Source organism: Campylobacter fetus subsp. fetus, assembly GCF_900475935.1.
Taxonomy (GTDB): domain Bacteria; phylum Campylobacterota; class Campylobacteria; order Campylobacterales; family Campylobacteraceae; genus Campylobacter; species Campylobacter fetus.
Window position 1 is genome coordinate 602,620 of the sequence record NZ_LS483431.1, and the last position, 20,183, is coordinate 622,802.

A 20,183-nucleotide genomic window follows, 5' to 3' on the forward strand; every position below is an offset into this window, starting at 1 on the left:
AATTTGCTTTGTCTTTTTTCTACTATGCGACGTTAGATTACGTTTCAAACTTCGGTCACGAACTTTATGTTCGCTCCTTTGTTTTTACTTATCTGCCTTGCCTAGCGAAAAAAACAGTTAGCAAAAAGTTCAATTAATCTTAGAACTTAAAACGATCCTTGCAAAGAAAATAGTTTTACTCTAGTTAAAACCGAAAAGACTTTTAACGATTATTTAACAAACAGTGTTAAATAAGAGAATAGCTAAACTATTTTTTATTCTTTTATTTAACACTGCCCGTGGCTATACGTGAATAGGAAACGCCTTGCTCCATCTCGAACCAAGAAGCTAAGCTTTTCATGGCCGATGATACTCTCTCTTACTGGGATGTGGAAAAGTAGGTCGCTGCGGGCTTTGTGTTTATGCTTAATTCTTATTATTTAAATCAATCAACTACTTATTATTAATCAAACTATCTATTCTCATTAAAAGTTTTATCAATTAAAAGCTTATTTCTAATGTTTTATGATTGACAAATAACAGATATTAGTTTAATCAATATAAATATTTATGAATTTGGCTAATTGTTGTCGGGTTGATAAGATCTTTATAATTAAATTTAATATAGTTAGTTTATTATTTTATATTATATCATATATTTATATAGATAAATTTTATTAAATTATTAGGTAGTGTTACCATTATACTCTTTATATATATTTTTATCATATTTGCATTACATTTAAGTTTGCTTTTTAGGTTGCTAGCTTATAATGAAATATATTATATTTAAGGAGTTTATTATGAGGTTATTTAGTTTAATAGTTTTACTTGCTAGTTTGGCTTATTGTGCAGTAAATTTAAATACTGCTACTAAAGAGGAGCTTATGGCGCTTCCTGGTATAGGAGAAATTAATGCTAATGCTATAATAGAGTATAGAAAACATACTGAATTTAAAAGCATAGATGAGATAAAAAACATTAAAGGTATAAGCAATAAGAGATTTAATGTTATAAAAGCCGATCTTGCAACTACAGGTAATACAGATATTAATAGTATTAAATCAAAAGCTAATATAAAAGATAAAAAAAGTAAAATATCAAATAAAGATAAAGTAAAAAATACTAATAAAACTAAAAGCAAAACTAAATCCGAAAAAAATAGTGAAGAACTGTAATAAGTAACTAATAATTACAGCTATATTAACTATTAAATTTACTGCTTTATTTTTTAAATGCGGAGTTGAGTAGAGTTTAAAAAAGGGATGATAATGTTTCAAAATATAGCTATTTTACAATTTTATATGCTATAAATCACTAAAATATATGATTTTTACTTGACAAACAAAGTTAATTTTTGTATAATTTCACTTCCTTTTTGAAGTGTTGTTATTTTCTTTGATTAAAGATTTCACATCAAAAATATTTATATTGTCTCGCTAGCTCAGTAGGTAGAGCATCTCCCTTTTAAGGAGGTGGCCGTTGGTTCGAATCCAACGCGGGACACCATTTATTATTTTTTTGGTCGCTTAGCTCAGTTGGTAGAGCGCCACCCTTACAAGGTGGATGTCATAAGTTCGAGTCTTATAGCGACCACCATTATTTAGGTTGCGGCGGTAGTTCAGCTGGTTAGAATATCGGCCTGTCACGCCGGAGGTCGCGGGTTCGAGTCCCGTCCGCCGCGCCATTTTACTGTTTGTCTCGCTAGCTCAGTAGGTAGAGCATCTCCCTTTTAAGGAGGTGGCCGTTGGTTCGAATCCAACGCGGGACACCACTTTTTTAAGTAGGGTTTAGACCCTTTCGTCTAGTTGGCCCAGGACGTTGCACTCTCTGTGCAAAAACGTGAGTTCAAATCTTACAAGGGTCGCCATTTATTTTTTTGGTCGCTTAGCTCAGTTGGTAGAGCGCCACCCTTACAAGGTGGATGTCATAAGTTCGAGTCTTATAGCGACCACCATTATTTAGGTTGCGGCGGTAGTTCAGCTGGTTAGAATATCGGCCTGTCACGCCGGAGGTCGCGGGTTCGAGTCCCGTCCGCCGCGCCATTTTTATATTTCGACGCATACGCGCCATTATGATGTTGCCTCGTTAGCTCAGTTGGTAGAGCATGTCACTCTTAATGATGGGGTCGTAGGTTCGAGCCCTACACGGGGCACCACTGTGTTATTTTTTATTATTCGGCCCCTTCGTCTAGCGGTTAGGACACCAGCCTCTCACGTTGGGAACACGAGTTCGAGTCTCGTAGGGGTCACCATATTTCTATATACTCCTTGCATGCTTTATATTTCATTTATATGCTTTTTAAGGTATTTTTATATTTATTTTATATACAATATAAAAATGGTTGGTTATGCTATATTTAGGAGTGTTGATAATGGATTATAATAAGTCTATATTTGCCTGGAGTAAAAAATTCGAAACAAACTTAGATAAAATAGACGATCAACATCATCATTTAGTCAATCTTATAAATAATTTAAGTAAAAAACTTTCAAATAGTAATCTGAGCAAAAATGAATTAATAGGGCTATTTACTGAGCTTTTTGGCTATGCTAAATACCATTTTCACGATGAAGAGCAGCTTATGGCGGAAAATAAGCTTAATTCCGAGTTTGTAAAAGATCATGTATTTAATCATAAATTGTTTATAGAAGAAGTTGGAATTTTATTTGCAGGATTGCAAAGTGATGATGAAGATGATCAAGAAAATTTAGATAAAACGGCTAAATATATTTTAAATTTTTTAATTAATTGGCTTGCTTTTCACATTCTTGGACAAGATAAAAAAATGGCTAGACAGATTGAAATGGTGAAAAGCGGTATTGCTTCTAAAAAAGCTTATAATATGGTACGAAATAAAGCTTCAGCAGAAGAAATCCAGCCTCTTGTAAGAACTTTAAATAAACTTTTAGAAATGATGTCTAAACGAAACAAAGACTTAGTAATAGTAAATAATGAACTACTTGAGTTAAAAAAAGATCTTGAAAATAAAGTACAAGATAGAACAAAAGAGCTTATCGAAGCAAATGAAAATTTAGAAAAGCTTTCTATGACAGATCAGCTTACAGAGATGCCAAATAGACGCCACGCTATGAAAACCCTTGATTTGTTATGGAAAGAGAATTTAGATAGCGATAGAGGTTTGTCTGTTTTGATGATAGATTTGGATTATTTTAAAGAAGTAAATGATAATTACGGTCATGATGCGGGGGATTATATATTAAGATTAGTAGCTAGAACTCTTAAAGAGTCGGTTCGTACTGATGATATAGTTTGCAGACTCGGCGGAGATGAGTTTTTAGTGATTTGTCCAAATACTATGCTAGAAGGCTCTATTCAAGTTGCAAATAATCTGCTAAAAGATATACACAGTTTAAAAGTCAAAACTAAAAACTGTGAGTGGAACGGAAGCGCTAGTATCGGATTGGCCTGTATGTCTCCTGATATAAAAAATTATAGCAAACTTATAAAACTTGCCGATGATAAAGTATATGAAGCAAAACAGTCGGGTAAAAACTGTTTTATGTATTAACACGGCATTAGTGGATTTATGCAGAAAGGCGGTTTTGTGAAAAATATATTTTTAGTGTTTATTTTTATACTTTTTGGGAATTCGGAGCTGTTTGGTATTAACAGTATATATTGTAATGAAACCTCAAAAGACGCATATCTAAAAGAGGGTTCTACTGTTTTATTAGAAAATTTTAAAAGTAATACAAATGCCGACGGAACTAACAAACAAGAGATTTTAGAGATTACGGACGGAAATACTCACACTTATGAACTTTTTGTAGATGATATATCGGCTAATTATCTTCTTAATATCTGGGATCAAGCTTCACTTAGGATAAAACCAAATTCTAACAGTAAAGTTTCAGTAAAGATCACCGAGGTAAAAACAGCAAGCTCCGTTACTATTGATAATAGCTATGTTCATTTTAGATTTTTAAAGCCTGATTACGCCGATGAAATAGCCGTAGATACCGATAAAAACTATGGTGGAGTATGCTATAAAAAGAGATTAGAACAGTTTGATAAGTCTGCAGGAAATTTATATAGCGGAACAAAAGAAAAAGATGAGTTTTACACTTTTGTAAAATCCAATGATACGGTAAATATACTTTTTGAGATAGATCAAGCGCTTGCAAAAAGTAAATTGCTCACACCTTCTCTTAATAAATATAAATTCAAAGCAACCATAACCATAACCCCGATAGTACCCTCACCAGATTATAGTAGTAATAAACTAATGGTAGTTAATGATCAATACAACGTAAAAGCGCCCGGAGCCGTTAATGCAGCCGGAGATTTTACCGGAGATACAAATTTATATACTCAGTTAGTGGGTAGATCTTTTAATGTGCAAGTTATAAGCACTATTGATCAAGCAAATATAGGACAATTTCATTATGCAGGTTTATTTTCTGAGCTGGATAATGGGAAAATCGTTCCCATAGATTGCACATATTTGTCTTTATTAATGCCAACATCGCCTTATGATGGGTGTAAAAAGGAAATGGATGATCTAACTTTATATTTTAAATTTGCTAATGCTTTAACTGGTATGCGAGGAGCTAGTCCGACAAATCCTATAAGTTATAATTTAAATGATTTTACTATTTCTGCGAATAGAACCGATATAAACTACAATAAGCTATTTTTTGAAATTCAAGGTTATTATAATATTACAAACTCAAATATCAAAATAAGATCAAACTATTTCAGTGTTAGACCTGCTGCGTTAGTTTTACAAACTGCAAATTTATCAAATGAATTATTCGGCGGTGAAAAGTATGAAGCGTCCGTAGATGGAAATGATACGTATACTAAGGTTACTGCAGTAGATGGATCAAATAATGCAGCTAAGTCTTATAACACTAAATTTATATCAAAAGGTATGATTTTCCTAGATAGGAGCGCCGGAGGTACGAAAAATGATAAAACATGGTGCTCGTATGACGGAAGTGAGGATGACGACAAAAAACTTTCAAACGTACCTATGGTAACTACTGCTAAATTTGATAAAGGAGTAGGAAAAGTATATACGGACTATGAAGCTGCGAATAATAAGTATTATATCAAGTATCCTGATATCGGACATACTAAGATATATATTTTAGACGACACTACGACTCAGATAGATCAGATGGAAGGCGACTGCATAAAGGGCAGCGCTTCAAATGACAAAGTAAATGGAAAAATAGGCTGCAACGTTGCTTTAGAAGCGGATTATTTTAAATTTAAACCGACAAAATTTCAAATAACTAAAAAAGAGCTTAAAAATGGCTATATAAGCGATGATGGAAATATAACGTTTTTTGCATTTGGCAAGGATTATAGTATGAGTGAGACTGACTATACTGATTTTATGGGAGGCAAGTTCGAGCTTGATATACAAGCTAGACTAGCTGATGATAACGTGCCTAACTTGTATAGTAAAAACTGCTATGCAAACGATATAGATATAAATTTTGAACTTGATAAAACCGAAGATGAAAAGAAAGCTCTTGAAAATGCTAAAAACAATGTGAGTTTTTACGGTATAGCAGATAGGACTTTGGGACCGGATCAAAATGAAACATATCTAATAAAAATTGTAAACTCAGATGCTAGCGGGGCGCAGAAAAACGACGGCAAATTTAAACTTGCTAAAAACTCTTTTTACGCCGGAGAATCAAATGTTAGCTTAAAGATAAATTTTGATAGAGAGTATAATTCGACTAAAAATCCTTTGCGAATCAAATCAAACGATTTTAAAATCAGCGGTAAAGATAGTATTTACAAAAATAGTGCAATTAATGATATCACTGTTTTAGCCGATGATAAAAATAGAGTTGTGGATTATTTCTACGGAAGAGTTTATGCAGATAACACGGATATCAAAGAAACCGAAAATGTTATTTATGATTTGAATGATATGTACTACGGAGTATATTGCAGTGATGAGTGTAAAGCCAAGCAAGGCGTAGACGAGGAATACGAGTTCGTAAAAGATACGATAAATACCACAGACGATACGACAAATACGAATTACGCGGGAATAAGCGGTTTGGACAATTACTATAGAGTAAAGTATTTTAACAAACTAAACTCCGATATCGATCTGTTTGCTAAATTAGAATCGACACCTCAAAACACGGGTCCTAACTTAGAAATATATAATGATCTTGGCGTCTTAGATGAGCGTGGCACCATAAACGCAAGCCAATGGAAGATGAAACTGAAATATAGTGAAACTGATCCGGAAAATATATTTATTATATCTATGAAAACACCATACTATATGATATTTGATAAAGACTACATAGGAGGAGAGCCTAAATATAGTAGTTTTAAAGTAAAATTTATAAGAAATTCTAAAACTAAATGGGTAGGTTTTGGCGATGAAGGCGATGTTATGGGTATAGAAAAGCAGAATGAACTAATAAAATCAAAAAGCAGAATAGATTGGTAAAAGTGTATTCTGCTCGGTTGCTTTAAATTTAAATAAATAAAGACGGATTTGCTCTAAGCAGTAAAGCATAAGCGTGCAAAGCGCTTTGCTCTCTTATATAGTCTCTATCGCCTTCTAAAAGCAGTCTTGAGGTTTGTACGTCGCCGTTTTTATTTGCTACTGCGACAAATACAGTGCCTACTGGTTTTTCTTTGCTTCCTCCATCAGGACCTGCGATACCGCTTATAGCTATAGCATAATCGCATTCGCAAAGTTTTAATGCTCCAAAACACATCTGTTCCACACACTCTTTGCTTACTGCTCCAAATGTTTCTAATATGCTATTTTCTACATCTATCCAATTATGTTTTATGTGATTTGCATAAGTTATCACCGAACCGTCAAATGCGCTGCTTACTCCTGGTACGGAGCCTATCTTTGAGGCACAAAGCCCAGCCGTGCAGGATTCTGCAAAGGTAATTTTTTGATTTTTTTGTATTAGTTTTTTTGCTATAAAAGATACTATGCTTTTGTCGTTTATGATTTTATTTGCAAATAAATTTGAAGCGCTATCGATAAAACCTTTTATCTGACCGTATTTATTTGCTCCAGCTCTCACGTAAGTAAGACCAGATAGTAGCTCAGTAAGACTGATATTTACATTATAAGTTGTCGCAAGCGGTTCTAAAAGTATCCTAGCGCTCTCTTTGTCTATATCTAAAATATTGAAAAATTGAGATTCTAAGTCTATATTTATAAGAATTTGAGGAAGTTTTTTTGTCGGTTCTGCTTTTATGAGATTTATAGAAGCCGAGTTTAAATCCAGCAAAAAGCTATCTTTTGTATAAATTTGTGCTCTTGATGGAATCAGAGTTTCATCTTTTAATTCTATAGTGTCGGTAGTAAGAGTGGCTAGAATTTTGCTTAAAGTATAAAAGTTGCTATCGTTTGCTATTATGGTTATAAAATCGAAGTTTTTAGAGTGATTTTCTATATAAAACGGCAGTTCTTTATCGCTATTTTGTATGTAATATACCATTCCAAGCTCACCAAAATGTGATTCGTAGCTACTAAAAACATAGTCTAAAAAAGGCTTGTTTATCTGTAATTCTTCGCCTACTATTATGATGATATGTCTCATTTAAACCTCCTAATGTTTAGTATATAATTTTAAATTTAGTATAGATATTTTGTGAATTTTCAAAATCATCATACGAAACGTTGAAACTCATATTTTTGTTTAACGATAGATCGATATATGGAACATTGCTATACTCTCCATTTTTTTGATTTATGACGGCTCCAACTTTTGTTTTGTCGAAAATTTCTTTGCTGATTTCTATATTTGGCGTTATTGTGCTATTTTTGATATCTTTTTCATATGTTGCGTTGAGTTTGGTTTTTATATCAAAGTTTGCAAAAGAAGTTGCGTATTCTATGCCCATGGAGTTATTTGAAAAGTAATTTTTATCTTTTTTATCTATCTTGTTGTCTATGTTGAGTTTAAATTTATCCAGATACGGATTATTAAAATTTAAAGAGTCGATACTAAGCAAATCTATGCTTTTAAGATCGAAATTATCGTTATTTAGTTCAAAATTCGGCGATATTATTTTACTCTGTTTTGCTTCTAATACTTCACTGCTGATTTGATTTTTGATTTCAAAAGGTTTTAGGATTAAGCTATCTCCATTTTGCTTTAAAAAGTCACTTTGAAATTCGCTTGCATATACAAGAGATGCGCTTAAAATTATGGCGATTTTTTTTATCATTTTGACTTTTTCTCCTTTGCTAAATGGTTTTATTATTTTATCATATTCTACCAAGATAAATCTTAGTTTTATGAAATTTTTGATAAAATCCATAAATTTAAAAATTTAAGGTTGTTAGATGGACTATAAAGATACACTGTTGCTGCCGACGACGGATTTTGCTATGAGAGGCAATCTTCCTGAGTGTGAGCCGGCACGGTACGCAAAATGGGATGAGCAAAAAGTCTATGAAAAAATGAAAGCTAAAAGGGAGAAATCCGCTATTAGTTTTAATATCCACGATGGTCCGCCATATGCAAATGGACACCTTCATATAGGGCATGCGCTAAATAAAATTTTAAAAGATATAATTCTAAAAACACACTACTTTTTTGGTCAAGGTATAAGATATACTCCGGGTTGGGATTGTCATGGTCTTCCTATCGAACAGCAAGTAGAAGTAAAGCTCGGCGATAAAAAAAAGAGTATGAGTAAGTCAGATATCAGACAAGAGTGCAGAAACTGGGCTAAGGAGTTTATAACTGTTCAAAAAGATGAGTTTAAGTCTCTTGGCGTGATAGGCGACTGGAATGATCCGTATCTTACTATGAAATTTAAATTTGAAGCAAATATTTACAGAACTCTTTGCGAAGTAGCTAAAAAAGGGCTTCTTGTCGAGCGAAGCAAACCTGTTTTTTGGAGTTGGGCTGCTAGAAGCGCTCTAGCCGAAGCCGAAGTAGAGTACGAAGATAAAGAGGATTATAGCTTGTATGTTGCTTTTTGCTTAAGCGACGCTGCTTGTAAAAAGCTAGGAGTTAGTGACGCAAAAGCTGTTATTTGGACTACTACTCCGTGGACTTTAGTAGCAAATCAAGCCATTAGTTTAAATCCGAATGAAAAATACGCCCTAACAAAAGAAGGTTATATAATAGCTCTTCCTTTAAAAGAAACTCTTATAAATCAAGGTATCATAAATGGAAAAATTTTAAAAGAGTTTGCTTCAAGTGAGCTTGAGGGTTTAAGCGCTATCAATCCTTTAAACGGCAGAGATTCTCGGTTTATACTTGGGGAACATGTTTTGATGGATGGCGGAACTGGACTAGTGCATACTGCTCCTGGGCACGGCGAAGATGATTATTTTGCAAGTTTGAAATACGGTATAGAGGTTATAATGCCTGTTGATGAAGCAGGGCTTTATGATGAGACTTTAAGGGTTAAAAAGCTACTTCCCGAGCATCTTTTAAATGAGTTTATAGGGCTTCATATATTTAAAGCGAATGAAAAATTAGTAGAGCTTTTGGGTGACGCGGCTATAAAAGTTAGTAAATTCGTGCATAGCTATCCGTTTTGCTGGAGAACACATAAACCTGTGATTTATCGTGCTACAAAACAGTGGTTTATATCTATGGACGAGCCAAAACTAAGCGGCAAAACTCTAAGACAAACAGCACTCGAAGCTTTAAATAACGTAAAGTTTTATCCGGAAGCCGGAGTTAAACGTATAGGCTCAATGATAGAAAATCGCCCTGATTGGTGTATTTCTCGCCAAAGAGACTGGGGAGTTCCGATAGCTTTTTTTAGAGACGCTACTACAAAAGAGCCTATTTTCGATAGTGATGTTTTAGAGCATATCGCTAAGGTATTTGATGAAAAAGGCGCTGATGCATGGTGGGATTTGGAAATTGCCGAATTATTACCTAAAGGAACAAATTTAAATCCTGCGAATTTAGAAAAAGTAACCGATATTTTAGACGTTTGGTTTGATAGCGGATCTACTTGGAATGCAGTTTTAAATAGCGGAGATTATGATGCTGGCGGATATCAAGCCGATATGTATCTTGAGGGAAGCGACCAGCATAGAGGCTGGTTTCAAAGCTCGCTTCTTTTAAGTTGCGCGGTAAATGAAAAAGCCCCTTATAAAAGTGTTTTGACACATGGGTTTACCGTTGATGGAAACGGCAACAAAATGAGCAAAAGCAAAGGAAACGTTATAGCTCCTTCAGATGTTGCTAAGAGATACGGAGTTGAAATTTTGCGTCTTTGGGTAGGATTAAGCGATTATTCAAGCGATCTTAAAATCAGCGATGATATACTAAAACAAGTTGCCGAGCAGTATAGAAAAATAAGAAATACAATAAGATTTTTACTAGCGAATATAAATGATTTGGATGATATAAGCAGCCATTTCGGAACTCTTGATAAGTGGATACTTGCTCGTGCTACTAAGAGTTTTAAAGAGGTATCTGAGTGCTTTAAAAACTATGAGTATTCAAAAGGTTTTAATATATTATTAAATTTCTTAAGTACGGATCTTAGTGGAATTTATCTTGATATCTGTAAAGATAGACTTTACTGTGACGAAAAAGACGGTTTAAGACGCCGCTCATCTCAATCGGCTATGGCTATAATAGCAAAATCTCTGCTAAGCCTTATAGCTCCTACTCTTACATATACGGTAGATGAGGCTATAGAGTTTGCTCCAGATATCATTAAAAATGGAGCAAAAGACGCGTTTGATCTAGTTTATGAGCCGCTTGTGTTTGAATTTAAAATAGATGATGAGCTTCTTACTTCCAGCCGTGAGAAATTTAACGAAATAATAGACGTTCTAAAAAAAGATAAAATAATCAAATCCACGTTAGAAGTTATACTAGAAACTAGCTCAAATGAGATTTTAGCAAATGATCTTGATGAGATAATCGACTGGTATATGGTTAGCTTTGTAAGAAATATCGAAAGTGATGAGTGTTTGGCTGAGTTTGCAGTGGGTAATGATAAATTTAAAATAGTAAAAGCAGATAGATATAAATGCCCGAGATGCTGGAAATATGCTGCTAAAATAGACAATGATTTATGCCCAAGATGCGCTAAGGTGTTAAAACGTGTTTAGTGAACCAGTAAGTATGGAGCTAATAGTACTTACCATCGCTATATTAGTCGGTATGGTAAGTGTCGGCATATTTTTAGTTAATAGATTTAAGGAGAACAGGTGATAAGCTTAAAAGATGCGATAAAGCTAAGTAGTAGCGATATAGTAAAGCTTCGTAAAAATTTAAAAGATAAGATAAAAGATAATAGACAATTAGGCGCTTATATAGAACAGCTAACTAATAGCGATATAAGTGATGAGTATGCAGGTGTTCCAATCGCTATAAAAGACAATATTCAAGTCAAAAATTGGAGCATAACAAGTTGTTCTAAGATCTTGCAAGGTTACGTAGCTCCATATCACGCTACGGTCGTAGAAAAGCTTTTGAAAGCCGGACTTGCACCGTTTGGTCGTACGAATATGGATGAGTTTGCCATGGGAAGCACAACTGAAAGTTCGTTTTACGGCAAAACTTTAAATCCGCTTGATCATACTAGAGTTCCAGGAGGCAGTAGTGGCGGTAGCGCTGCAGCAGTTTCGGCTGGACTAGCGATAGCTGCTTTGGGAAGCGATACTGGAGGAAGCATACGCCAACCTGCTGCGTTTTGCGGATGCGTCGGCTTTAAGCCTACTTACGGAAGAGTTAGCAGATATGGACTTGGAGCTTATTCTAGTAGCTTAGACCAGATAGGACCGATAACAAGAAGCGTTGAAGATGCCGCACTTCTTTATGATATTATAGCCGGACATGATCCAAAAGATAGCACAAGCTCAAATTTAGAAAATATAAGCACCTCGGATAAATTAAACAGCGATAGAAAACTTACGATAGCGGTTATAAAAAACTATGTTGATGGGGCTAGCCAAGATGTTAAGGACTCGCTTTATAAGGTAGTTGATAAGCTAAAAGAAGCCGGTCATAACATAATTTATAAAGATCTTTCTAACTCAAAATACGATATAGCTGCTTATTATATTATAGCTACAGCAGAAGCTAGTGCGAATCTTAGTCGTTATGACGGTGTTAGATATGGTAGGAGAGCGGACTCAAACTCTCTTGGGCAGATGTATTCAAAAACAAGAGGCGAGGGATTTGGTGTAGAAGTGCAAAGAAGAATGCTTCTTGGAACATTTGTTTTAAGTAGCGGATACTATGATGCTTATTATATAAAAGCACAAAAAGCAAGAGCATTTATAAAACTAGAATATGAGGAGATATTAAATGAAGCCGATATAATGCTAATGCCAGTAGCTCCTAGTGTAGCTTATAAATTTGGAGAGTTAAGCGATCCGCTTAGTGCGTATCTTAGCGATATATATACTATAGGTGTAAATTTGGCCGGACTTCCTGCTATAACAGTACCGGTGCAAAGTGATAAAAATGGGCTAAATATCTCAGCTCAGCTCATCGGCGGTGCGTGGAAAGAACAAGATGTCTTAGACGCTGCATTTGGTTTGGAAAAATTAGTTAAAGGAAACTAAAGAGATGAAGATAATTAAAAGAGCTTTGACTTTTGAAGATGTTTTACTTGTACCGCAGTATTCAGAAATTTTACCAAAACAAGTTGATATAACCTCTAAATTTAGTAAAAATATAAATTTAAATATACCTCTTGTATCTGCTGCTATGGATACGGTAACTGAGCATAGAACCGCTATTATGATGGCAAGGCTAGGAGGCATCGGCGTTATACATAAAAATATGGATATAGAAAGCCAAGTAAAAGAGGTAAAAAGGGTTAAAAAAAGCGAAAGCGGAGTTATAATTGATCCTATATTTATAAAACCAAACGCTACTATAAGAGAGGCTCTTGAACTTATGAGTGAATATAGGATATCAGGAGTTCCCGTAGTTGATGATGATAATGTTTTGATAGGAATTCTTACAAATCGAGATTTGAGATTTGAAAATGATTTTACTAAACAAGTAAGCGATGCAATGACAAAGCCGCCTCTTATCACTGCGCCAAAAGGTTGTACTTTGGATGATGCGGAAAAGATATTTTCTACAAATAAAGTTGAGAAGCTTCCTATAGTAGATGAAAGTGGCAGACTCGAAGGACTGATCACCATAAAAGATCTTAAAAAGAGAAAAGAATATCCAAATGCAAATAAAGATAAATTCGGTCGTCTAAGAGTAGCGGCCGCTATGGGCGTAGGTCAGCTTGATAGAGCCGTGGCTTTAGCCAAGGCAGGTGTTGATGCTTTGGTTATGGACTCAGCTCACGGTCATTCAAAAGGTATAATAGATACTTTAAAGCTCATTAAAGAAAATGTTAAAGATGTTGATGTGATAGTAGGAAACGTAGCAAATCCAAAAGCCGTTATCGATCTTATAAACGCCGGAGCCGATGGAATAAAAGTAGGTATAGGTCCTGGATCTATATGTACAACTCGTATAGTATCTGGTGTAGGCGTTCCTCAAATTACTGCTATAGCGGACTGCGCTGATGAAGCTAAAAAATTTGAAATACCAGTAATAGCTGATGGCGGTATCAAATATAGCGGAGATTTCGCAAAAGCATTAGCGGCCGGAGCCAGTTGTATAATGGTAGGAAGCTTACTTGCAGGTTGCGATGAAAGCCCAGGAGAGCTAGTTACTTTTCAAGGCAGACAGTATAAAAGCTACCGTGGTATGGGTAGCATAGGAGCTATGACAAGAGGTAGTAGCGATAGGTATTTTCAAGAAGGAACTGCTCAAGATAAACTGGTACCAGAAGGTATAGAGGGTAGGGTTCCATACGCCGGAAGCATAAAACAAGTAGTTCATCAGTTAGTTGGAGGACTTAGAAGCTCTATGGGATATTGCGGAAGCGACAGTATCGAAATTTTCCAAGAAAGAGCCGAGTTTGTAGAGATAACAAGCGCCGGACTCAAAGAGAGTCACGCGCACGATGTTATAATAACTCAAGAAGCACCAAATTATAGAGTTAATTAGTGGAAATTAGTACTCGTAAAGCTCATTTTGACGAACCGCTGTATTTAGAAAGCGGTCGTATATTAAGCGAGTTTGATTTAGTTTATGAAACTTACGGTGAGCTAAACGCCGACAAATCAAACGTGATAGTAGTATGTCACGCTTTAACCGGAAGTCATCACGCAGCCGGAAGATATGAGGGCGATAGTAAGGCCGGCTGGTGGGACGCTCTTATAGGCGATAATAAAGGTATAGATACTACTAAATTTTTTGTTATATGCGTAAATATTTTAGGAAGCTCATTCGGTTCTACAAATCCGCTTAGTATAGAGCCTAGCACAGGAGAGGAGTATCGTTTAAGGTTTCCTGTTTTAGTGATAAGTGATGTAGTAAAAGCACAGATGAGGCTATTTGATAGGCTTGGTATAAAGCAAGCTCACGCAGTCATAGGCGGAAGCCTTGGCGGTATGCAAGCACTTTGTTTTGCTATAGAGTTTCCAAATTTCGCTAAAAACGTTATAATGTTGGCTACTACTTATGCTACAAAAGCGTGGGCTATTGCTTTTAATAAGATAGCCATCGAAGGCATAGTAAGAGATCCGGATTTTAAAAACGGATACTATGATAAAGATGAAGTGTTAAAAAACGGACTTACCGGAATGGCGCTCGGTAGAATGGCAGGTCATATAAGTTTTTTAAGTCCTAGTTCTATGGATGATAAATTTGGGCGAAATTACGTACAAACAGACGGTCTTTATGAACTTTTAGGTAGATTTGAAGTAGATAGGTATATGGAGTATAACGGACATAATTTTCCAAAAAGATTTGATCCTTTGAGCTATCTTTATATAACTAAAATGATGAATAATTTCGATTGTACTCGTCATTATAATAGCTTAAAAGAGGCCTTGAGTCTTACAAAAGCTAACGTTTTGTTAATATCTTTTGATGGAGATATTTTGTTTCCGCCATATCTTATGAAAGAGATGTATGATGCGTATTGCGATATAGGTAGAAAAAATCAAGTTAAATATATATGTATAAATAGCAGTTACGGGCACGATGCATTTTTAGTCGAGGTGGATAAAATAGATATGTACATAAAAAAGGCGCTTGAATGCAGATAGAAAATGAGAGTTTTGAGAGTAAGATAGATAAGTTAAATGAGCTTTTAAACAAGCTAAATGATGAGAATTTGACTCTTTTAGATAGTGTTGAATTATACAAAAGCGGTACAAAATTAGTAAAAGAAGCTAGAGAAATGTTGGAAAATGCTAAGCTTAGTATACAAGAAATAGGTGGAAATAATGGCTAAAATATGCGTGCTTCAGCTAAATACTCTTGCCATGAGCGACTCTAGGATAGATTACTATTTAAAGTTGGCTAAAGAGCGCGGTGCAGGACTAGTGCTGATCGGTGAGTATGTTTTGAACTCATTTTTTACCGAAATAATCAAAATGCCTAAATCCATGATAAAAGAGCAGAGCGAACACAAAAGAGCTTCTCTTTTAAATTTAGCAAAAAAATACGATCTCATCATAGTTGCTCCGATTATTCTTTTAAAAGGTAAAGATATATATAAAGTTGTAGCTAAATTTAGCCCTCAAAGTGTGAAGTACGAAGAGCAAAATATTTTTATAGATTATTCTCATTGGAATGAAAGTAAATTTTTTAAAAGCAGTAAAAAAGATAGTTTGGGTATTATGAGTTTTGCTTACGATAAGTTCAAATTTGGAGTTATGTTTGGTTATGAAACACACTTTGATAGGCTTTGGCAAGAGATGATGTCTAAGAAGATCGATTGCGTGCTTGTGCCTACTGCTTGCACTTTAAACTCAAAAGACAGATGGAACGAGCTGTTAAAAATGAGAGCTTTTACGAATAACGTATATATTTTAAGGGCAAATAGACTTGGTAAGGCTAAATTTGATGAGGTTAGTTCAGAGTTTTATGGAAACTCTATGCTAATTAGTCCGCACGGAGAGATCATGGATAGTCTTGATACGAATGAAGGAATGTTGGTTTGCGAATTAGATAAAAAACTCTTAAATGAAGCTAGGAGTATTTGGAAATTTAGTCAAAAATCCAGCTATTTACAAGAATTTAAGGGATAAAATGCAAAAAGTTCACTTTATAGGTATCGGCGGTATAGGAATTTCTGCTATCGCTAGATTTTTGAAAGAGAAAGATTTTATTATAAGCGGTTCTGATATAAAAGAGAGTAAAACAACTAAAAATTTAAGAAATAGCGGTATGAAAATCACTGTTCCTCATTGTGAAAGTGCGATAGAAGATCCTGATTTTGTAGTATATTCGGCTGCTATAAAAAGTGATAACGTTGAGCTTGTCGAGGCCAGAAAAAAAGGTATAGAATGCTTATCTAGAAAAGAAGCACTTCCTTTTATATTAGAAGGAAAAAGAGTGTTTGCAGTAGCTGGAGCTCACGGTAAAAGTACGACTTCGGCTATGCTTGCGGCTCTTTTAGAAGGTAGCGTTATCATAGGAGCTATAAGCAAACAGTTTGGCTCAAATATGAAATACGAGTCAAGTCAAAATGTTATATTTGAAGCCGATGAGAGCGATAGTAGTTTTTTAAACTCAAATCCGTATTTAGCAGTAGTTACGAACGCCGAACCGGAACATATGGAACATTACGATTTTGATTTGGATAAATTTCACGCCGCATACAAAGGATTTTTAGAGCGTGCTAAAATTCGAGTTATAAATGCGGGTGATGAGTTTTTGGCATCTTTAAAAATGGATTGTATAAAACTTTATCCAGAAGATATAACTGATCTTAAAATGGTTTTAAGAAACTATGAGCCATATACTAGTTTTAATTTAAAAGGCCTTGGCAAATTTGAAGCATGGGGAATGGGCGAACATATAGCTATAGACGCTAGCCTTGCTATACTTGGGGCAAATTGCGAGATAGGACTTGAGAGTATTAGGGAAAATTTGAAGAATTTTAAAGGGATTAAAAAGCGTTTTGATATATTGGTTGCAAATGAAAATTTTGCTCTTATAGATGATTACGGTCACCATCCAACAGAGATCTGTGCAACTCTAAAAAGCGCAAAAGAGTATGCAAAATTACTCGGATTAGAAAAAATCACCGCTATATTTCAGCCTCATCGTTATACTAGACTAAAAGCAAATTTAGAAGGATTTAAAAAATGTTTTGAAGATGTAGATGAGCTTGTGATTTTACCTGTTTTTAGTGCGGGCGAGGCTTCAAATAATATAGTTTTGAAAGATGAATTTAAAAAGGCGATTTTTGCCGAAAAAGTTGAACGAAAAGATAATTCTATAGAGTTTTTTGATAGTTTTGGAGTAAAGCATAGGTTAGACAGCGGATTAGTAATAGGGTTTGGCGCTGGAGATATAACGTATCAGTTAAGGAGTGAATCATGAAAATAATTCTTTTTTTAGTACTTATTTTATTTATTGTATTAGTTTTTGCATCTCCAAAAGATAAATTAAGCTTAAAATCGAAACTTATTATACTATTTTGCGGCGCAGCGCTGTTTTTAGCTGCATTTATATATAATGAAAAAATGCAAGAAAGACAAGATCGAGTTCAGCGTTTACTTGAGGATTTTATGCAAGAAAAAAGCATAAAATGCGGTGAATACGAAGTCGATAGTAAACATTTTAATTATGAGTACGGCACTCAGAGTTTTGTAGCAAAAAGAGGATTTTCAAATTTGAACGGAGTTATAATTCCTGTTCAAAAATGCATAAAGGAGTAAGTTATGTCAAGTCTGTTTAAATCATTAAAGTTAGCTAATTTTACGATTCCAAATCGTATCACAATGCCTCCGATGTGTGTATATAAAAGTAGAGACCTTCAAGGACTTCCGAGATGCTTTCATAGGCTTCATTATCCAGCAAGATCCCTTGGCGGTGTTGGATTTATCATAGTTGAAGCCACTGCGGTTTCTCCTGAGGGCTGTATAAGCAAAAACGATATAGGACTTTGGAGCGATATACAAGTGGAAGCTCATAAAAAATTAAACTATGAGATTAAAAAATACAGTTGTAAAGTAACTAGCGTGCAGTTGGCTCACGCAGGTGCTAAAGGAACTTGCGATGGTATAATAAGCCCTAGCGGCGTTAGATTTAGCGGTGAGTACGGCACTCCTGATATTTTGAATACTCAAGAAATTTACTCTATAGTGACTAAATTTAAAGAAGCAGCTATTAGAGCTAAAGATTCAGATTATGATTTAATCGAGATTCACGGGGCTCACGGTTATCTAATAAATCAGTTTTTAAGTCCGCTTACAAATAAAAGAGAAGATGAGTTTGGCGGGAATTTAGAAAATAGAATGAGATTTTTAAATTTAATTATAGAAGAGTTAAAAGATATCATTCCGTTTGGTGTAAGACTTAGCGCCGACGAGTGGGAAGATGGCGGCAATACTACTGAGGATATAAAAATAGTAGCAAAAAAATGCGAAGAGTTAGGAGCTAGTTATATCAGCGTTTCAGCCGGCGGAGTAGTAGAAAATCCTACTCATATGCCAAAAATAAAACCGCTTTATCAAGCGCAATACGCTAAAGATATCAAAGAAGTTATAAATATACCAGTCATCGCAGCCGGGCTTATAACTACAAAAGAGCAAGGAGAATATCTTTTGGATAATGGATTTTGTGATTTAGTAGCTTATGGCAGAGAGCTTTTAAGAAATCCGAATTTTGCCCTATATGCAGCTGCAAGCACAGGGCTAAATGATCTTATAGATTTCTCTTATAAAAAAGCGTTTTAGATAATATATTCTATTTCTTGGTTTTCACCATTTATAAGTCTAAAAATTTCAGCTTTGATCTCAAAATACTTCGCGGAGTTTGGCTGAAATTTTGGATTTTTAAGCTGTTTTATAATCTTTCCACTATGTAAAACTACTATTTTATCTCCTAAAAACAGCGCTTCATCTATATCGTGAGTTACAAATATCACAGTGGAGTTCGCGACTATATTTTTAAGTTCGGTTTGTAAATTTGCTCTGGTTATAGGATCAAGAGCAGAAAACGGTTCGTCTAAAAATAGCACTTTGGGATTTAGGCTAAGAGCTCTTGCTATGGCGACTCGTTGTTGCTGACCGCCGCTTAATGAGTGCGGGTAAAGGCTCTCTTTGCTACCCAAATGCACTAAATTTAAGAATTTTTTAGCTGTCTTTTTAAGCTCGTTTTTGTCTTTTACGCCTGAACATTTTAGAGCAAATTCGATATTGTCAATTGCCTTCATCCACGGCATTAAAGAGTAGTTTTGGGTTATGATCTGACGGGATTTATGAGCGGCGATCTGTTTTTTAAATTTGACGCTGCTCATTTCTACTTCACCGCTATCAAAAGAGCTATGACCGCTTAAAATCTTAAGCAAAGTAGTCTTTCCAGAACCGCTAGCTCCAAGCAACACGCAAAATTCGTTTTTTTCTATATTTAAATTTATATCATCCAAAATATGCGTAGTTCCGAACGATTTTTTTAGATTAGAGATTTTTATCATATCCAAACTTTCTTGAAATTTGTTTTTCTATCAAACAAAACAGCTGATTTATCACCCAGCCCACTACGCCTATGACGCAGATCACGGCTAAAACTATGTCTATTCGAAGCTGATTTCTAGCATCTATGATGAGATATCCAAGTCCTGTTTGTGCTCCTAGCATTTCGCCTACGACTAAGTTTATCCAAGCCATTGAAGCGGCTAATTTAAGCCCGGATATAAGCATAAGAAAACTAGAGGGAAATATCACTCCGCTAAGCACTTGCCACTTTGAAGCGCCAAAGTTTTTTGATACGATTATTAGCTCTTTTGGGACGTCTTGCACTGCTTTTGAAGCTAGTAAAAGTACCGGAAAAAACACTGCGTAAGATATGATAAATATAGTAGGTTTATCTCCTATACCAAAAATGATGAGAACCAGCGGTACCCAAGCTATGGGCGATACTGGGCGCAGTAAGTTTATGATAGGATCAAAAGCCATGCTTATTTTTGGAAATAATCCAAAAATAAATCCTACGAAAATTCCGCCGCTAAGTCCAGCGACTAGTCCCCAAAAATAGCGGTAAAGTGAGTCTATAATGCCTATTTGAAGTACGCCTTTTTGCACTATCTCGCATAGAGCCATAAAGCTCTGTTTTGGTGATGGTATAAGCTCGTCGCTTCCAAGCTGCCATAATACAAGCAGGGCAAAAACGGTTAAAATTTGATAAAAATATTTCATT

The 20,183-nt window shown here is 35.0% G+C and carries 16 protein-coding genes, 9 tRNA genes and 1 rRNA gene; 22 read left to right on the top strand and 4 right to left on the bottom strand.

The features are described 5' to 3' along the window. Positions 1 to 274: 274 nt before the first annotated feature. The 13 genes from rrf (at position 275) to DQN38_RS03020 (ending at position 6,433) form a co-directional block, all read left to right on the top strand. Positions 275 to 393 (top strand): 5S ribosomal RNA (gene rrf / locus DQN38_RS02960). A 389-nt stretch (positions 394 to 782) separates the two neighbouring features. Beyond that, positions 783 to 1,157 carry a ComEA family DNA-binding protein gene (locus DQN38_RS09265; protein ID WP_065844094.1) on the top strand — a complete coding sequence of 125 codons (375 nt, stop codon included), beginning with the start codon at positions 783 to 785 and terminating at the stop codon, positions 1,155 to 1,157. A 255-nt stretch (positions 1,158 to 1,412) separates the two neighbouring features. Continuing rightward, positions 1,413 to 1,488: transfer RNA gene (locus DQN38_RS02970), tRNA-Lys, on the top strand. 14 nt (positions 1,489 to 1,502) lie between these two features. Further along, positions 1,503 to 1,578, top strand: a tRNA-Val gene (locus DQN38_RS02975). A gap of 11 nt (positions 1,579 to 1,589) precedes the next feature. Next, positions 1,590 to 1,666 (top strand) — tRNA-Asp (locus DQN38_RS02980). 11 nt (positions 1,667 to 1,677) lie between these two features. Continuing rightward, positions 1,678 to 1,753: transfer RNA gene (locus tag DQN38_RS02985), tRNA-Lys, on the top strand. A gap of 19 nt (positions 1,754 to 1,772) precedes the next feature. Then, a tRNA-Glu gene (locus tag DQN38_RS02990) sits at positions 1,773 to 1,849 on the top strand. A gap of 11 nt (positions 1,850 to 1,860) precedes the next feature. Next, positions 1,861 to 1,936 (top strand) — tRNA-Val (locus tag DQN38_RS02995). An 11-nt stretch (positions 1,937 to 1,947) separates the two neighbouring features. Next, positions 1,948 to 2,024, top strand: a tRNA-Asp gene (locus DQN38_RS03000). Positions 2,025 to 2,061: 37 nt separating this feature from the next. After that, positions 2,062 to 2,137, top strand: a tRNA-Lys gene (locus DQN38_RS03005). Positions 2,138 to 2,158: 21 nt separating this feature from the next. Continuing rightward, a tRNA-Glu gene (locus DQN38_RS03010) sits at positions 2,159 to 2,233 on the top strand. Positions 2,234 to 2,353: 120 nt separating this feature from the next. Next, entirely contained in the window at positions 2,354 to 3,511 is a 1,158-nt protein-coding gene (locus DQN38_RS03015; protein WP_002849003.1) for a GGDEF domain-containing protein, read from the top strand. Between the two features lie 36 nt (positions 3,512 to 3,547). Further along, a complete protein-coding gene (locus DQN38_RS03020; protein ID WP_111738171.1) occupies positions 3,548 to 6,433 on the top strand; it encodes a hypothetical protein in 2,886 nt (961 codons plus the stop codon). A gap of 28 nt (positions 6,434 to 6,461) precedes the next feature. Here the strand turns inward: DQN38_RS03020 and DQN38_RS03025 are convergent, their stop codons facing one another. Both DQN38_RS03025 and DQN38_RS03030 read right to left on the bottom strand, forming a co-directional pair. Then, positions 6,462 to 7,553, bottom strand: coding sequence for a CinA family protein (locus DQN38_RS03025; protein WP_002849005.1), 1,092 nt, complete (start codon positions 7,551 to 7,553; stop codon positions 6,462 to 6,464). 16 nt (positions 7,554 to 7,569) lie between these two features. Beyond that, the gene (locus tag DQN38_RS03030; protein ID WP_167497335.1) at positions 7,570 to 8,184 is read right to left on the bottom strand and encodes a hypothetical protein; all 615 of its coding nucleotides are present in this window, start codon (positions 8,182 to 8,184) and stop codon (positions 7,570 to 7,572) included. 118 nt (positions 8,185 to 8,302) lie between these two features. Between DQN38_RS03030 and ileS the strand changes: the two genes are divergently transcribed. The 9 genes from ileS (at position 8,303) to DQN38_RS03075 (ending at position 18,721) form a co-directional block, all read left to right on the top strand. Next, a complete protein-coding gene (gene ileS, locus DQN38_RS03035) occupies positions 8,303 to 11,053 on the top strand; it encodes an isoleucine--tRNA ligase (protein ID WP_065844026.1) in 2,751 nt (916 codons plus the stop codon). A 99-nt stretch (positions 11,054 to 11,152) separates the two neighbouring features. Next, the gene (gatA, locus tag DQN38_RS03040) at positions 11,153 to 12,514 is read left to right on the top strand and encodes an Asp-tRNA(Asn)/Glu-tRNA(Gln) amidotransferase subunit GatA (RefSeq protein ID WP_002849009.1); all 1,362 of its coding nucleotides are present in this window, start codon (positions 11,153 to 11,155) and stop codon (positions 12,512 to 12,514) included. Between the two features lie 4 nt (positions 12,515 to 12,518). After that, positions 12,519 to 13,970: an IMP dehydrogenase gene (guaB, locus tag DQN38_RS03045; protein WP_002849011.1), complete on the top strand. Its 1,452-nt coding sequence runs from the start codon at positions 12,519 to 12,521 to the stop codon at positions 13,968 to 13,970. Next, positions 13,970 to 15,076 (top strand): homoserine O-acetyltransferase MetX, encoded by a 1,107-nt coding sequence (gene metX / locus DQN38_RS03050; protein ID WP_002849013.1) that lies wholly within the window; start codon positions 13,970 to 13,972, stop codon positions 15,074 to 15,076. The genes guaB and metX overlap by 1 nt, the downstream gene beginning before the upstream one ends. Further along, on the top strand, positions 15,067 to 15,264 hold the full coding sequence (xseB, locus tag DQN38_RS03055; protein WP_002849015.1) for an exodeoxyribonuclease VII small subunit: 198 nt from the start codon (positions 15,067 to 15,069) through the stop codon (positions 15,262 to 15,264). The genes metX and xseB overlap by 10 nt, the downstream gene beginning before the upstream one ends. Further along, positions 15,257 to 16,063 (top strand): carbon-nitrogen hydrolase family protein, encoded by an 807-nt coding sequence (locus tag DQN38_RS03060; RefSeq protein ID WP_002849016.1) that lies wholly within the window; start codon positions 15,257 to 15,259, stop codon positions 16,061 to 16,063. The genes xseB and DQN38_RS03060 overlap by 8 nt, the downstream gene beginning before the upstream one ends. A 1-nt stretch (position 16,064) precedes the next feature. Beyond that, positions 16,065 to 17,363 carry a UDP-N-acetylmuramate--L-alanine ligase gene (gene murC / locus DQN38_RS03065; protein WP_111738259.1) on the top strand — a complete coding sequence of 433 codons (1,299 nt, stop codon included), beginning with the start codon at positions 16,065 to 16,067 and terminating at the stop codon, positions 17,361 to 17,363. Continuing rightward, positions 17,360 to 17,701 carry a hypothetical protein gene (locus DQN38_RS03070; protein ID WP_010403977.1) on the top strand — a complete coding sequence of 114 codons (342 nt, stop codon included), beginning with the start codon at positions 17,360 to 17,362 and terminating at the stop codon, positions 17,699 to 17,701. The genes murC and DQN38_RS03070 overlap by 4 nt, the downstream gene beginning before the upstream one ends. A 3-nt stretch (positions 17,702 to 17,704) precedes the next feature. Further along, positions 17,705 to 18,721 carry an oxidoreductase gene (locus DQN38_RS03075; RefSeq protein WP_002849020.1) on the top strand — a complete coding sequence of 339 codons (1,017 nt, stop codon included), beginning with the start codon at positions 17,705 to 17,707 and terminating at the stop codon, positions 18,719 to 18,721. Here DQN38_RS03075 and DQN38_RS03080 read toward each other — a convergent pair. Beyond that, a complete protein-coding gene (locus tag DQN38_RS03080; protein ID WP_002849022.1) occupies positions 18,718 to 19,461 on the bottom strand; it encodes an ABC transporter ATP-binding protein in 744 nt (247 codons plus the stop codon). The genes DQN38_RS03075 and DQN38_RS03080 overlap by 4 nt on opposite strands. Beyond that, positions 19,445 to 20,182 carry an ABC transporter permease gene (locus DQN38_RS03085; RefSeq protein WP_002849024.1) on the bottom strand — a complete coding sequence of 246 codons (738 nt, stop codon included), beginning with the start codon at positions 20,180 to 20,182 and terminating at the stop codon, positions 19,445 to 19,447. The genes DQN38_RS03080 and DQN38_RS03085 overlap by 17 nt, the downstream gene beginning before the upstream one ends. Position 20,183 lies beyond the last annotated feature (1 nt).

Coding starts and splice junctions, on each gene's coding strand:
- DQN38_RS09265 (WP_065844094.1), top strand. CDS start 783: ATGAGGTTATTTAGTTTAATAGTTTTACTTGCTAGTTTGGCTTATTGT.
- DQN38_RS03015 (WP_002849003.1), top strand. CDS start 2,354: ATGGATTATAATAAGTCTATATTTGCCTGGAGTAAAAAATTCGAAACA.
- DQN38_RS03025 (WP_002849005.1), bottom strand. CDS start 7,553: ATGAGACATATCATCATAATAGTAGGCGAAGAATTACAGATAAACAAG.
- DQN38_RS03030 (WP_167497335.1), bottom strand. CDS start 8,184: ATGATAAAAAAAATCGCCATAATTTTAAGCGCATCTCTTGTATATGCA.
- ileS (WP_065844026.1), top strand. CDS start 8,303: ATGGACTATAAAGATACACTGTTGCTGCCGACGACGGATTTTGCTATG.
- guaB (WP_002849011.1), top strand. CDS start 12,519: ATGAAGATAATTAAAAGAGCTTTGACTTTTGAAGATGTTTTACTTGTA.
- xseB (WP_002849015.1), top strand. CDS start 15,067: ATGCAGATAGAAAATGAGAGTTTTGAGAGTAAGATAGATAAGTTAAAT.
- DQN38_RS03060 (WP_002849016.1), top strand. CDS start 15,257: ATGGCTAAAATATGCGTGCTTCAGCTAAATACTCTTGCCATGAGCGAC.
- murC (WP_111738259.1), top strand. CDS start 16,065: ATGCAAAAAGTTCACTTTATAGGTATCGGCGGTATAGGAATTTCTGCT.
- DQN38_RS03070 (WP_010403977.1), top strand. CDS start 17,360: ATGAAAATAATTCTTTTTTTAGTACTTATTTTATTTATTGTATTAGTT.
- DQN38_RS03075 (WP_002849020.1), top strand. CDS start 17,705: ATGTCAAGTCTGTTTAAATCATTAAAGTTAGCTAATTTTACGATTCCA.
- DQN38_RS03080 (WP_002849022.1), bottom strand. CDS start 19,461: ATGATAAAAATCTCTAATCTAAAAAAATCGTTCGGAACTACGCATATT.
- DQN38_RS03085 (WP_002849024.1), bottom strand. CDS start 20,182: ATGAAATATTTTTATCAAATTTTAACCGTTTTTGCCCTGCTTGTATTA.